A 13,139-nucleotide genomic window follows, 5' to 3' on the forward strand; every position below is an offset into this window, starting at 1 on the left:
GATTCCGCAACCCCAAAAACCAACGACTACGCACCCGCGCAGCCACCACCCGCCGCCACCGCGGACACCTCAACCCCGCTTAACTTCGAAGAGCCTGTATAACGTTGATAGGGCCTCCTGCAGGGTGGTAGCGAATCGAAGCTTGAAGGTTTCGGATTGCGCTAGTGCTATGGTTAGTGATCTTGAGAACCAACTCGAAAGTTCCGTGGCTCTCCGTGGAAGGTTCTTCTGGTGGTACAAGGTCGCTGTTGACAAGTCTTGCTTGACTTAGGCTCTTTTGTTCTTCTTGGAAGCGTTCGGCCTCGGCGGCATCCTCTTGCGCCTGTGCCCGCTCTTTGGACTCTCTGAGCGCGATCCACAATGCAACCACGACCGCTGCGGTAGTAGCCACAGCGCCAGCAACTTGTCCACCAGCAGCTATCCAGTCGGCGACGTTTGGTGCGTCTGCGAGGCCTACCACATCCCTCATCCTAGGTGGCTTGGCGACGGCTCAACCGTCCAGCGCATCGGCACCCGAACGCCCTCGCTGAGTCTTAAGGGTCGCGGCTGTGGCAGCGGCATCTTCGTTGCGCAGGTGTCAAGGACGCGTTGACGAACTGAGTCGGTGACGGGGACGGCGGTGCGGACATCGTGAGGGCAGGCCAGCGGCCTGCCCCTTGACCTCTGCCCTCCCGGGGCGCGGAGGCTCCAACGTCCAGGGCGGCCGTAGGCCGTCGCTTGCGACGCGAATCGCCCTTGACGTTGGAGAGCGGCCCGGCCACACTTTCGCCGCCGTCCCCGTCGCTCGACGGCCGTGACCTGCCAGTGGCCCCCAGCATGGCAGGTCGGCCGCGTCGTCCAGGCCCGCCCCGGTAGGCCGCCGGCCAGCTCCCAAACCTCGACCATCTGCGACCTGTCGTCATGGCGGCCCGATCCGCTCGTGCACGCCAGCCGATGGGCCGCCTGCGTGGCCGTCGCGTGCGTCAGCTAAGCGACGGACGCGCGCCCAGGCGGCGGCGTGAGCGGCCCGTTTAGGGCCGCCTTGAAGACGCACAGAAAGTCTGAGCGGATGCCTCGGCTGCGTTCGGCTGCTTGGTGCGCACGCGGGCGGCCACTACGAACCTCTGCGGCTCATCGGGTTTGGGGCTCGTCGCCGTGTTCGGCGTATGCCGGCACACCGCGATGCCTTGCCCTGATGGCCGTGCGGATCCGGCGTGAGAGGCGTGCAGGGAGGTATCCGTCCATTTCCGCTTCAGCGACGAAGCGCGACTCGGTCAGCTCGCCGTCCCCGAACTTGATCTCCGCGCGCGCCTCCTCGGTGAGGATGCCCGCGTCGAAGATGAACAGCACCTTGTCGCCCTCGTTCTGCGCCGGCGCCCAGTCGACCACCAAGTGACCGCCGATGGCCGGCGAAACTCCAAGCTCCTCCTGGACCTCGCGGATGCAAGCTGCCCGAGGCGACTCTCCCGGCTCGACGTAGCCACCTGGGATCTCCCACCCATCCTTGTAACTGGGCTTGACGAGCAGGACACGTCCCGACTCGTCAAAGAAGAGGGCGCCGGCAGCGACGCGCGGGGTAGCCATGGGAGGCGTCTCGGATGTCGTCACACCGAGCAGCGTAGATCCAGTGGATCATTCGAGCACGTGGAGGCGACGTGCCAGACCAACCATTGTCGAGGAGGGCTTGCCGCGCTGCTGCCGTATCCACGTGAGGACGAGCTGGCGGCCGAGGTAGTGATGCCGAACCTGCTCGGGGGCCATCCGCTCAGCGTCGAGCAGGATGGCCAGCGCGTCGTCCTGCCGGTTCCACGAGCTGTATGCGCGGACACCTCCAGCGCGTGACGGACTCGCCGTTCCATCGGCAGCGAAGCCGTGTCCAGACTCGGTCCGAGGTCTATCGCCACCTGGAAGTCGCCGAGTTCGCCGGCGGCTGCAACCCGATGAATGGCGACGTTTGTCGGCCCGAACGCGGTCCAGAGGTGGTTTGCGTCTTCGCCCAGCCGAGTCGCGGCATCGTCAGCAGCCGTGAGGAAGGTCCGGGCGGTGCCTGCATCGCTCGCGCAGGCGGCGGCGACGGACCCGCCGAGCAGCAGAGTCCCGTAGACCGACAGCAACTCGGGGGTCGCGTCGCCCAAGTGCTGATCGAGGTAGCTGGCGGCGTCGCTGGTAAGGCGAACCGCGTCCTTGTACCTGCCGGTGGACAAGAGGGCGTGACTCACCGACCGGAACAGGGACCCCATCACGACCGGGTTGCCGATAGCCCGCGCTCGGCCGCAATCCACGCGAGGTCCGTCTCGCCGAGCTTGGTGAGCTGAGTCGCGGCGAGCTGGTAGGTCAGGCCGAGCAGGTGGCGTGCGTCCTCCTGGTCTTGTCCGTCGAATTCGTCGGCGGCGGCCTGGGCGTGCTCGAGCAGGGCCGGAAGCCTGCCAGTGACGAATCCGAAGCGGGAGCCCTGATAGGCGTCCCACAGTTCCGAGGTCTCGCGGCGTAGGCCGGCGAGGTCTGGCGGTTCCTGACCTGCGCCGGCGGTACCGAGCGCCGTGATGCCTCGGTATTCCATCAGCGCCGACCGCAGTGCCGGCACTGTCTCCAAGCCACTTTCACTGTTCCAGTCGAGCAGGGACGGCTCGGCGAGCAGATCGCCGAGCGACACGTCCAGCACGTCGGCAAGTGACTTGATGACGGAGAGTCGGTCAAGCTCGATCCGGTTGTTCTCGATCTTTCCGAGCCAGTCGGAGGTGCGGCCGACGAGTCCGGCGAGGACTTCCTGCGACATGCCGCGTCGTCGTCGGTACCAGGCGACCCGCTCGCCGATGGTGAGCTTCGTCGTCATGCCGCGCATCCGCTGACCCTCTCGTGGAGATCGGCGACCCCGGAATGATTTTCCGGGGTCCGGGTCGGATTTGGCCACAACCTGTGTGCATGACCGAGCCCACCGTATCCATCTCATTCCCCGCTTGCCGGTCCTGTGCTGGCGCGGGATGGAAGTACGCGACCCACCGCACCGCGCTGCGGATGGTGGCGCAGTCGTGTCGAGATGGCCGGCTGACCTGTCGCCGCTCCTGCCTGGACTGCGGCGGTAGCGGATTCCGGGTGATGGCGGTCTCCTGAGCTGGCACCGGGGCGGGTGCCGGCCAGCCGGTTGCTGTCGTGTTGGTGTCCGCGAGATGCTCGCCTGCCTCGGTGCCCTCCAACGTGGTGGAGGACGAGATGGTTCCGCATCCGGGCGATGTGCTGGTGGTCGATCACGAGGCGTCCGTGCAGTTCTCCGGCCGCCGCCAGATACGGCTCAGAGTGATCTCGGTGTGTGAAAAGCCGACCTATCGGGGCTGGGCCTGGGTAAACGGCTACGTCCTGAACAGCACGGGGGCGGCGACCGAGCGCCGCGAAGTCTTCGTTCGCCTCGCGGGTCTACGCCTCTTCGAGCCCCCGCGCGTCGGCCGTGGACGGAGCTCGTGCGGTGAGCGTCTTCCCGTCCGGTGCGGTGATGGATGAGTTGCGGGCCGCTCAAGCCCAACTCGATCGGCACACCGCGTCCAGCGGCGACGCTCGTTGCGCCGACTGCGCCCAGGACGACCCGTGCGCCATGCGCCGGGCCGCACTGCGGGTCTTCGGTCGATACGGCTGCCTGCCGCGCCGGTGGCCCGGTGCATCTCGTCCGGATCGGGTTGCGGAGGCACCCGCATGGTCCGGCTGGCTCAGGAACGCTGCGGGCGTCGACGACACGGCAGACTGACGCGTCTTGTTCCGTCATCCTTACAGGCACTACGCTCCTGTATTGACATGTCGTGATCTTCTTTGACCCTGGTGGGTGTATCCCGTGGCGTACGAGATTCCGACGCCGAAGTACCTGCGCGTGCTGAACGCGCTTCGCGGCCGTATCGAAGACGGGACTTATGCGCCCGGGGCCGGCCTTCCGTCCGAGAGTCAGCTCTGCACCGAGTTCGGAGTGTCCCGCCCGACGGTGCTTCGCGCGCTCGGCATCCTGAAGCAAGACGGGTGGATCGAGTCGCAGCAGGGCAAGGGCAGCTTCGTCCGTGGCCGGCCACCGTCGGAACGCAGCTCGCCGCAGTACGCGCAAGATGCCGTCGACCTGGACGAGACCGCGGAGACGGAGATCCTGCACGTCGGCCCGGTCCTGGCGTCGCCACGCGTCTCGGCCGCGCTGGAAATTCCGGAAGGCACCCCGGTGTACGAGCGCCGGCGCCGCACGGTGTCACCGTCCGGCCCTATCGATCTGATCTGCACGTATGTGCCGGTGGAGATCGCAGTCGGTACCGATATCGCCAAGCCTGAGCCGATCGCCGGCAGCATCCTCGACCACATCGCCACTCGCAAGGGACTGCGCGCGGACTACGCCACCGAGCGGCTGACCGCCCGGCAAGTCGACGCAACAGAGATCGAGGCCCTGGGCGTGCCCGCCGACGAGGCCGTGCTGAGCGTGGTCATCACCGCGCATCAATCCTCCGGCGTACCAATCCTGACCTCGCTGATCGTCATGCCCGGTAGCCGTCACGAGATCGAGGACACCTACCCGCTGTCCTGAGTGGTCAATGCGCCATCTGAAGATCAGACATCGATCCTTGCTCATGCTTACATGCAGACTTAACTTGTAAGTATAACCGGATGTCATGCTGGCACTCGGTAGACCAGGAGGCTCGATCTGATGGTTCCGCTGACGTTGAAAGTCCCCGTTCCGTTCGACTACGTGTTCCCGTCCGGGGTGCTCTGCCTGGGTGTGGATGCGGCCGTCGACTTCGACCGCCTCAACGAGCCCGACAACCAGGCTCGCGACAAGGAGACCGGCGAGCGCATGTGGGTCGTCCGGGTCATGGACCTCGACCCCGCCGCCGGCAAGTTCGGTCGCACTACGGAAGTCAAGGTCAAAGTCATCGCGCCGCACGCGCCGGTACCGCTGGCGTCCGCCGTGCCCGGATACCCGCCGTCGGTCGAGTTCGACGGCCTGACGCTGACGCCGTACGTCGACTCGCAGCGGTGCAAGAGCACCGGGACGTGCATGGCCCGGATGGCGTACTCGCTGCGGGCCACCGCCATCCGCCCGGCCGGCGCCCTCGCCGCCGCTGCCTGACGGACATCTCTCGCTGGTTGCGCGGGCGGGCCGTTCCCCTGCCAAGAGTCCCGGCCCGTCCCGCGCGGCGACCCCTGAACCCCTCGACTGACGAAGGAGGACCTCGTGCCCACCGTAATTCAGGCTGCCCGTCGCATGTCCCGGCGGTGGCCGTCATGACCGACTTCGCCGCCGACCTGTCCGCTCTGCTCCGGCGGATGCCGGGGCTCCGCACCCCGGCCGGTGATCGTGCCGACTGGTTCGACCGCAAGGCCGCACTTCTGGACCGTGCCGACGCCCCCGACCTGGCCCAGGTGGCGCGGGAGCACTCCGTACGGCTGCGTGCGGGGTGATCGGAATGACCGCTCACGGCTCCGGCCGTCCGCTGACCCGGATCACCCATCAGTCGATCGGTCTGCTGCGCCGGGCCGTCGGCCTTCCCGCCCTGGCGGTGGTGGAGGCGGTCTGCTGCCCGCGCTGCCGGATGTGGGTTGCTCCACGACGGTTCGACCTGCGGCACATGGCATGCCGGACCTGCATGCGCACCCTGGCACGACCCGCGCGGCTCGGGCGGGGGTGGCGGTGATGGCGGTTCTCGTCGTTCGTCTCTGCCAAGGTGAGATGGCCAGCACCCGGTTGCCGGTACGGCGGATCCCCGGCTGGCTGTTCGCCGTCGTTTGGCCGGTGCGTGAGGTCTCCCGCTCGGTCGTGCTGGCTGTCCGTTACCGGTGGATCTCCGAGCCGTACGGCTGGCAGATGCTGCTCGGCGCCGTCCTCGTCCTCACCGCCGTATGTGGCGGCGGCACCCGTCGAGCTGGCTGCGGGTGGCCGATGCCGCAGTCTGTGGATCTATCGCCGGGGTGGACACCGGCCATGACCGCCTGCAGGTTGGCCGGCGCACATGGCGGCGACCGGTGGGTGCCGCGCCGCGTGGCCCGGCTGCGTGGGGTGACCCCGTCACCACGTGCCCTCGATCGACGAGCCGCTGATCGGGATCGTCGACGAACTCGAGCGCTGAGCTACTGACCCACCAGTGGCCCGCAAGATCGTCCACGGACCTGGAATGACCACGCCCCAGATCCAGAAAAGCGCCTCTGACCTGGGCTTTTGCTGATGGAGCGGGCGACGAGAATCGAACTCGCGTAATCAGTTTGGAAGACTGAGGCTCTACCATTGAGCTACGCCCGCGTGACCCGCACCTGAGTGCGGCACCGGCCCCACACTACTGAATGCCGTCGCGGCGCGCGAACCCGATATCCCCCGCGTGGCGCGCCCGGGTGACGCCGCGGCACACGACACTCCGCCGACCGCATACACTTGCCGTCGCCACGGGGTGTGGCGCAGCTTGGTAGCGCACTCGCTTTGGGAGCGAGGGGCCGTGGGTTCAAATCCCGCCACCCCGACTTCACCAACATCGAAGAGATCCATCAAGGAGTACGCCTGTGAAGAGCACCGTCGAGACTCTGAGTCCGACTCGGGTGCGGCTCGCCATCGAGGTGCCGTTCGACGAGCTGAAGCCCAGCCTGCTGAAGGCGTACCGCGAAATCGGTTCTCAGGTCCAGATCCCCGGCTTCCGCCGGGGCAAGATCCCCGCCGCAGTGATCGACCAGCGCGTTGGCCGGGGCACGGTCCTCAACGAGGCCGTGCAGGAGGCCATTCCGCAGCAGATCCTCGCCGCGGTCCGCGAGCACGACGTCAAGACGCTCGGCCGCCCTGAGGTGGAGATCACCGAGTTCGCCGACAACGAGCCGCTGAAGTTCACCGCCGAGGTCGACGTCCGCCCGGAGATCACGATCCCCGACCTGGCCGGCATCGCCGTCACCGTTCCGGCGGTGGAGATCGGCGACAACGAGATCGATGAGCAGATCAACGGCCTGCGGGAGCGGTTCGCCACGCTCAAGACCGTGGACCGCCCGGCCGCGGAGGGCGACTACGTCCAGCTCGACCTGCGGGCGACGGTTGACGGCGAGGAGGTGCCCGGCGGCTCCGCGACCAACATCTCGCACGAGGTCGGCAGCAAGCAGCTGCTCCCGGGTCTCGACGAGGTCCTGGTCGGCCTGGTCGCCGGCGCCGACGCGACGTTCACCACCCAGCTCGTGGGCGGCGACTTCGCCGGCCGCGACGCCGAGGTGGCCGTCAAGGTCAACACGGTCAAGGACAAGCAGCTGCCCGAGATCGACGACGAGTTCGCGCAGCTGGCGAGCGAGTTCGACACCCTGGACGAGCTCAAGAACGACCTGCGCGAGCGGCTCGGCAAGGTCAAGAAGGTCGAGCAGATCTACGCCGCCCGCGACGAGGCGCTCAAGCAGCTCGTCGAGGCCGCCGACATCCCGGCCCCCGAGGGCATCGTCAAGGACGAGGTCGAGGGTCGCAAGCAGGCCATGACCGACCAGCTCGAGCGGATCGGCGCCTCCCTGGAGGACTACCTGACCTCCGAGGAGAAGACCGAGGAGCAGATCGACGCCGAGCTGACCGAGGCGGCCACCGAGGGCGTCCGGATCCAGCTGCTGCTCGACACCATCGCGGACGCCGAGGACATCCAGGTCTCCGACGACGAGTTCGGGCACGAGATCGTGCACCGCGCCCAGCGCGCCCAGATGCAGCCGCAGCAGTACTACGACCAGCTCGTCCAGTCGGGTGCGGCCGCGGCCGTCTTCGGCGACGTGCGTCGCGGCAAGGCGCTGGCCAGCGTCATGGAGCGGGTCACGATGACCGACAGCGAGGGCAACACGCTCTCCCTCGACGACCTCCGCGAGGCCTCCGAGGACGAGCACGCCGGGCACAACCACTGACCTGGTGCGTCGGATCGGCCGCCGCGCGTCACTCACGGCGCGCGGCGGCCGCTCTGTTTTCCGGTACGGCGGGAGCCGGTGCGCTGTCAGCGAACACCTGCCCGAGCGGGAAGCTGATGCGCATGCGACCGGTTAGGTTGGTCGTACGACGGACAACCTGCCGGCCGGATCCCTCGGCCGGCACAGTCAGCTGTGAAGGGCTGCCATGACCGATCTGCACATCCCAGCGAGTCCCCTCCTGCGTGGTGGTGACTCCATCAGTGGCAACCTCGACGACTCGGTCTACAACCGCCTGCTGCGGGAGCGGATCATTTTCCTCGGCAGCGAAGTGACCGACCAGGTCGCCAATCGCATCTGCGCGCAGTTGCTCCTGCTCTCCGCGGAGGACCCCGACCGCGACATCAACCTCTGGATCAACTCGCCGGGTGGTTCCGTCTACTCCGGCATGGCGATCTACGACACGATGCAGTTCATCGACAACGACGTCTCCACCGTGGCCATGGGCATGGCCGCGTCGATGGGGCAGTTGCTGCTCTGCGCCGGCACGACGGGCAAGCGCTACGCGCTGCCGCACGCGCGGATCATGATGCACCAGCCGTCCGGCGGCATGGGTGGCACGGCCGCCGACATCGCCATCCAGGCCGAGCAGATGCTCTACACCAAGCGCATGTTCCAGGAGCGGGTGTCTTTCCACACCGGCCAGGACCAGGCGCAGATCGAGGCCGACTCCGACCGGGACCGCTGGTTCACGGCCGAGGAAGCGAAGAACTACGGCTTCATCGACAAGGTGATCACCGGGGCCACACAGGTTCCCGAGGGCGCCGGAACGCTGAACTGAGGAGCTGAGAATGACTGACCTGACGATGTCTCCCGGGTTCGCTCCGGTGCACAACCGCTACGTCCTGCCCTCGTTCGTCGAGCGCACGTCGTACGGCGTGAAGGAGTCGAACCCGTACAACAAGATGTTCGAGGACCGGATCATCTTCCTCGGCGTGCAGGTGGACGACGCGTCGGCCAACGACGTGATGGCCCAGCTGCTGACGCTGGAGAGCGCCGACCCGGACCGTGACATCCTGATGTACATCAACTCGCCCGGTGGCTCGTTCACCGCCATGACGGCGATCTACGACACCATGCAGTACGTCCGCCCGGACATCAGCACGGTCTGCCTCGGCCAGGCGGCCAGCGCGGCCGCGGTGCTGCTCGCCGGCGGCACCCCGGGCAAGCGGATGGCGCTCCCGCACTCGCGGATCATCATCCACCAGCCGGCCACCGAGGGCGGCTACGGCCAGGGTTCGGACATCGAGATCCAGGCCCGCGAGATCCTCCGGATGCGCAGCCAGATGGAGGAGATGATTTCCCGTCACTCCGGCCGCACCCCCGAGCAGGTCCGCAAGGACGTCGACCGCGACAAGATCATGACGGCCGCCGAGGCCAAGGAGTACGGCCTGGTCGACACCGTCCTGGCCACCCGCAAGAAGAGCCTGCAGGGCGTCGGCGCCGGCAGCTGACCCTGCCCCGGCACGCGGTGTCGGGGGTCGGTCGGCTCACGCTAGACTGACTGACCCCTGACACGCCCGTTTTGGGGGGTCGGAGAACTGCCCGGCAGCGGGTAACGTCAAGCCAGCAACCTCAGTATCGCGAGCCGGCAGACGATGAACTCTCTGTAAGACGAAGTTCGAGCACCGAGCACGCAGTTCGGCAACGAGGAATCATCCTCAGGCCAGGGGCCGGCAGCAGCCGGCCGATGAGCGCAGGGAGAACGTAGGTGGCACGGATCGGCGACGGTGGCGACCTACTGAAGTGCTCCTTCTGTGGGAAGTCCCAGAAGCAGGTCAAGAAGCTCATCGCGGGCCCTGGTGTTTATATCTGCGACGAGTGCATCGACCTCTGTAACGAGATCATCGAAGAAGAGCTGGCCGAAACCGGCGAAGTGAAGTGGGAAGAGCTTCCCAAGCCGATGGAGATCTGCCAGTTCCTCGACACCTACGTGGTGGGGCAGGAGCAGGCCAAGAAGGCCCTCTCGGTAGCTGTCTACAACCACTACAAGAGGATTCAGGCCGAGTCGGCCGGCGCGCCCGGGGGTGGCAGCGACGTCGAGGTGGCCAAGTCCAACATCATGCTCATCGGCCCCACCGGCTGCGGCAAGACCCACCTGGCGCAGACGCTGGCCCGGATGCTCAACGTGCCGTTCGCCATCGCGGACGCCACGGCGCTGACCGAGGCCGGCTACGTGGGCGAGGATGTCGAGAACATCCTGCTCAAGCTCATCCAGGCCGCCGACTACGACGTCAAGCGCGCCGAGCAGGGCATCATCTACATCGACGAGGTCGACAAGATCGCCCGCAAGAGCGAAAACCCGTCGATCACCCGGGACGTCTCCGGCGAGGGCGTGCAGCAGGCACTGCTGAAGATCCTCGAGGGCACGGTCGCAAACGTCCCGCCGCAGGGCGGCCGTAAGCACCCGCACCAGGAGTTCATCCAGATCGACACCACCAACGTGCTGTTCATCGTCGGTGGCGCGTTCGCGGGCCTGGACCGGATCATCGAGTCCCGGGTCGGCCAGGGCGGCGTCGGCTTCGGCGCCCACCTGCGCTCGGTGTCGGAACGCAACACCGACGACATCTTCAGCAAGGTGATGCCGGAAGACATGCTGAAGTTCGGGCTCATCCCCGAGTTCATCGGCCGTCTCCCGGTGATCACCACGGTCCGCAACCTCGACCGCGAAGCACTGATCAAGATCCTCACCGAGCCCCGCAACGCGTACGTGAAGCAGTACCAGCGTCTCTTCGAGCTGGACGGCGTGGAGCTGGAGTTCGACACCGGCGCCCTCGAAGCAATCGCCGACCAGGCGATGCTGCGCGGCACCGGCGCCCGCGGCCTCCGCGCGATCATGGAGGAAGTCCTCCAGACGGTCATGTACGAGGTCCCCAGCAATCCCGACGCCGCCCGGGTGCTCATCACCCGCGAGGTCGTGGTGGAGAACGTCATCCCGACGATCGTCCCCCGCGAATTCGTCGGCCGACGAGCTCGCCGCGAACGCGAGGAAAAGTCGGCCTGATCACCCCGGTGCACCAAGGCTTGCGTTGTTGACGCCACCGCCACCCGTCTCGGGCGGCGGTGGCGTTCTTTGCGCCTGGGGCGTCGCACGCGGGCCTGAGCCGGTCTGCGTGCAGCGGTGCATGTCCGGGTATGCACCGGCGTCTCCGGGCCGCTGGACGGGGCTGTGCGCCGTACCCTTGCAGTCATGCGTGTTGCCGTCTGTCAGCTGAATGCTCGCGATGACCGGGCGGCCAACCTGGCCGCCGCCCGCGACCTGCTGGGCCGCGCGGCCGCGGCCGGCGCGGACCTTGCGGTGCTACCGGAATACGTGGACTACTTGGGCCGGTCCGCGGGCCTGCCGAAGCCCGAGCCGGTCGACGGCGAGTTCGGCACGTTCTTCGCGACCGCCGCCCGCGAACTGGGCATGTGGGTGCACGCCGGCTCCTTCCACGAGGCCGGCCCCGACGAGGACCACACCTACAACACCTCGCTGATCTTCAACCGGTCCGGCGAGCTGGCCGCGACCTACCGCAAAATCCACCTGTACGACGTGGAGATCCCCGGCCGCGTCTCGTACCAGGAGTCCCGCTCGGTGGCGCCGGGCACCAACACCGTGGTGACCGACATCGACGGCACCCGAACCGGCCTGTCGATCTGCTACGACCTGCGCTTCCCGGAGCTGTACCGGCGCCTGGCGGTCGACGGCGACGCGAAGGTGCTCGTGGTGCCGGCGGCCTTCATGATGCACACGGGCCGCGACCACTGGGAAGTGCTGCTGAGAGCCCGAGCGATCGAAAACCAGTGCTACGTGGTGGCAGCCGCCCAGATCGGCGACCACGACCCGGGCCGCACCTGCTTCGGCCGCAGCATGATCATCGACCCGTGGGGGACGGTGCTCGCCCAAGCACCGGACACGACGGGAATCGTTACCGCGGAGATTGATCTAGGCCGATTGGACGAGATCCGCCGAGAGCTCCCGAGCCTGGCCAACCGCCGCCTGCAGTAACTGTCCGTCGCCAAGGTTGTGGTGGGCTTGGCGCCGTTCACCATGGGCTCGTCGGCTCTTCTTCGCCGGGCCGCGTTTGGGTGTGCTGGTTCGCAGCGCGTTCGTCACGCGCGGTGCTCGGTCCTCGCGCCGGCGAGGGGTTGCCGGGCTCCGCCTTCGTGCGCCAGGTCGGACAGCGTCCAGCCCGGGCAGCTCGGCTGGGTTCTCGTGATCAGCGCGCTTCGCCCGTGCGTCTGCGCGCAAATCTTGCTCTTCTGCGCTGCCCCCTGACACCTGTGCCTCGGCTGTTCACCGCGCACTCACCACATACAGCCGGCTGTATCGGCGGCGGGTTGGTCGTGTTCGTCGGGGCTCGTTCGTGTTGGCGCTTGGCGCGCTTGACCCGTACCGATTCGGGGTTTCCTTGGTCCCGGGCGCCGGCGGCGCGCGTTGCCCGAGCTCGGGGGTTGTCCGGGCGCTGCCTCAGAAGGTCTGCACGAGGTAGCTCAATACCGCCACGCACACCAGGGCGCCGCCGATGAGCAGCATCGCGCCGCCCATCCGGGTCGGTCCTCGCTGAACCAGGCGGTGTACCGACACCACGACCGCGGCCAGCACCAGAACACCGATGATCACCTGTGTCAGCGGCACCAGGAGGCTGGACAGCGCGTCGGCGGCGAGCACCGGGGGAGGGGCCATGACTGCCACTCTGGCACGGCGCGGCACCCGATGGCGGGACGGGCATCGCCGTCGATTTGCGTTTCGGGTGGAGGGTCGCGTAACTTTCTCTCTGCCCGAGGGGAACCCGGACGGAACGGCACGAAAGTGACCGATCCGGCGGTAACTTGGAGGCAGCTGAAGGGACGCGCTAAGCTGACTGACAGCACCGGGCGATGCAGGCGAGACCGGGAAACCGGAGTTGCGCCAGCGAGACCGACCGGGTAAAGTACAACAGCCGGCAGGAGCCGGGCGGATGGATCGCTAAGCGATCATCGGCCGGTCTGCAAGGCCACCCGACGACTATCACACCTTCCGGGGTGAGCGTCAGCGCGGGAACCATTCGGGCGGTGCCACGAAGGTCTTCGGATCTTCCAAGACTCAGGTCTTGCGCTGGCGAAGCCGACCGGGTAAGTTAGTGAGGTTGCCCCGAAGCGGGTTCCCGAGAGGGAGTTCGGTTCGGTGTGTGGTTGTTCTTTGAGAACTCAACAGGGTGCTAGATAAGCCAGTGCCAATTGGTTTTGCTTTGGCTGGCTGTCCTCTTTGTGGGGGATGG

The 13,139-nt window shown here is 67.1% G+C and carries 14 protein-coding genes and 2 tRNA genes; 11 read left to right on the forward strand and 5 right to left on the reverse strand.

The window, feature by feature from the left end; genetic code table 11:
* Positions 1-1,110: 1,110 nt before the first annotated feature.
* Genes ACIBQZ_RS42925 through ACIBQZ_RS42935 form a run of 3 tightly spaced genes read right to left on the reverse strand, consistent with a single transcriptional unit; the run spans position 1,111 to position 2,812 of the window.
* Positions 1,111-1,587 (reverse strand): NUDIX domain-containing protein, encoded by a 477-nt coding sequence (locus ACIBQZ_RS42925; RefSeq protein WP_396094726.1) that lies wholly within the window; start codon positions 1,585-1,587, stop codon positions 1,111-1,113.
* Positions 1,584-2,198: a hypothetical protein gene (locus ACIBQZ_RS42930; RefSeq protein WP_396094727.1), complete on the reverse strand. Its 615-nt coding sequence runs from the start codon at positions 2,196-2,198 to the stop codon at positions 1,584-1,586. Before ACIBQZ_RS42930 ends, ACIBQZ_RS42925 begins: the two co-directional genes overlap by 4 nt.
* A 20-nt stretch (positions 2,199-2,218) precedes the next feature.
* Positions 2,219-2,812: a helix-turn-helix domain-containing protein gene (locus ACIBQZ_RS42935; protein ID WP_396094728.1), complete on the reverse strand. Its 594-nt coding sequence runs from the start codon at positions 2,810-2,812 to the stop codon at positions 2,219-2,221.
* 350 nt (positions 2,813-3,162) lie between these two features.
* On the opposite strand from ACIBQZ_RS42935, the gene ACIBQZ_RS42940 reads away from it, so the two are divergent.
* The 5 genes from ACIBQZ_RS42940 (at position 3,163) to ACIBQZ_RS42960 (ending at position 5,633) form a co-directional block, all read left to right on the forward strand.
* Positions 3,163-3,474, forward strand: a complete 312-nt coding sequence (locus tag ACIBQZ_RS42940; protein ID WP_396094729.1) for a hypothetical protein — start codon at positions 3,163-3,165, stop codon at positions 3,472-3,474.
* Positions 3,475-3,799: 325 nt separating this feature from the next.
* The gene (locus ACIBQZ_RS42945; protein WP_396094730.1) at positions 3,800-4,525 is read left to right on the forward strand and encodes a GntR family transcriptional regulator; all 726 of its coding nucleotides are present in this window, start codon (positions 3,800-3,802) and stop codon (positions 4,523-4,525) included.
* A 120-nt stretch (positions 4,526-4,645) separates the two neighbouring features.
* Positions 4,646-5,068 (forward strand): hypothetical protein, encoded by a 423-nt coding sequence (locus ACIBQZ_RS42950; RefSeq protein WP_396094731.1) that lies wholly within the window; start codon positions 4,646-4,648, stop codon positions 5,066-5,068.
* A gap of 155 nt (positions 5,069-5,223) precedes the next feature.
* Positions 5,224-5,400: a hypothetical protein gene (locus tag ACIBQZ_RS42955; protein WP_396094732.1), complete on the forward strand. Its 177-nt coding sequence runs from the start codon at positions 5,224-5,226 to the stop codon at positions 5,398-5,400.
* A gap of 5 nt (positions 5,401-5,405) precedes the next feature.
* Entirely contained in the window at positions 5,406-5,633 is a 228-nt protein-coding gene (locus ACIBQZ_RS42960; RefSeq protein ID WP_396094733.1) for a hypothetical protein, read from the forward strand.
* A gap of 528 nt (positions 5,634-6,161) precedes the next feature.
* Here ACIBQZ_RS42960 and ACIBQZ_RS42965 read toward each other — a convergent pair.
* Positions 6,162-6,235: transfer RNA gene (locus ACIBQZ_RS42965), tRNA-Gly, on the reverse strand.
* Positions 6,236-6,376: 141 nt separating this feature from the next.
* On the opposite strand from ACIBQZ_RS42965, the gene ACIBQZ_RS42970 reads away from it, so the two are divergent.
* The 6 genes from ACIBQZ_RS42970 to ACIBQZ_RS42995 all read left to right on the forward strand — a co-directional run bounded on the left by ACIBQZ_RS42970 (position 6,377) and on the right by ACIBQZ_RS42995 (position 11,887).
* Positions 6,377-6,450 (forward strand) — tRNA-Pro (locus tag ACIBQZ_RS42970).
* Between the two features lie 39 nt (positions 6,451-6,489).
* Positions 6,490-7,839: a trigger factor gene (tig, locus tag ACIBQZ_RS42975; protein ID WP_396094734.1), complete on the forward strand. Its 1,350-nt coding sequence runs from the start codon at positions 6,490-6,492 to the stop codon at positions 7,837-7,839.
* A gap of 205 nt (positions 7,840-8,044) precedes the next feature.
* On the forward strand, positions 8,045-8,677 hold the full coding sequence (locus ACIBQZ_RS42980) for an ATP-dependent Clp protease proteolytic subunit (protein ID WP_396094735.1): 633 nt from the start codon (positions 8,045-8,047) through the stop codon (positions 8,675-8,677).
* Positions 8,678-8,687: 10 nt separating this feature from the next.
* Positions 8,688-9,350: an ATP-dependent Clp protease proteolytic subunit gene (locus tag ACIBQZ_RS42985; protein ID WP_212989818.1), complete on the forward strand. Its 663-nt coding sequence runs from the start codon at positions 8,688-8,690 to the stop codon at positions 9,348-9,350.
* 257 nt (positions 9,351-9,607) lie between these two features.
* Positions 9,608-10,900, forward strand: coding sequence for an ATP-dependent Clp protease ATP-binding subunit ClpX (gene clpX / locus ACIBQZ_RS42990; RefSeq protein WP_125811422.1), 1,293 nt, complete (start codon positions 9,608-9,610; stop codon positions 10,898-10,900).
* Between the two features lie 186 nt (positions 10,901-11,086).
* Positions 11,087-11,887: a carbon-nitrogen hydrolase family protein gene (locus tag ACIBQZ_RS42995; protein WP_396094736.1), complete on the forward strand. Its 801-nt coding sequence runs from the start codon at positions 11,087-11,089 to the stop codon at positions 11,885-11,887.
* Between the two features lie 462 nt (positions 11,888-12,349).
* Here ACIBQZ_RS42995 and ACIBQZ_RS43000 read toward each other — a convergent pair whose 3' ends face one another.
* Complete coding sequence (locus tag ACIBQZ_RS43000) at positions 12,350-12,565, reverse strand: hypothetical protein (protein WP_396094737.1); 216 nt, start codon at positions 12,563-12,565, stop codon at positions 12,350-12,352.
* Between the last annotated feature and the right edge of the window lie 574 nt (positions 12,566-13,139).

The sequence above is a fragment of the Actinoplanes sp. NPDC049599 genome (assembly GCF_044465625.1).
GTDB lineage: Bacteria > Actinomycetota > Actinomycetes > Mycobacteriales > Micromonosporaceae > Actinoplanes.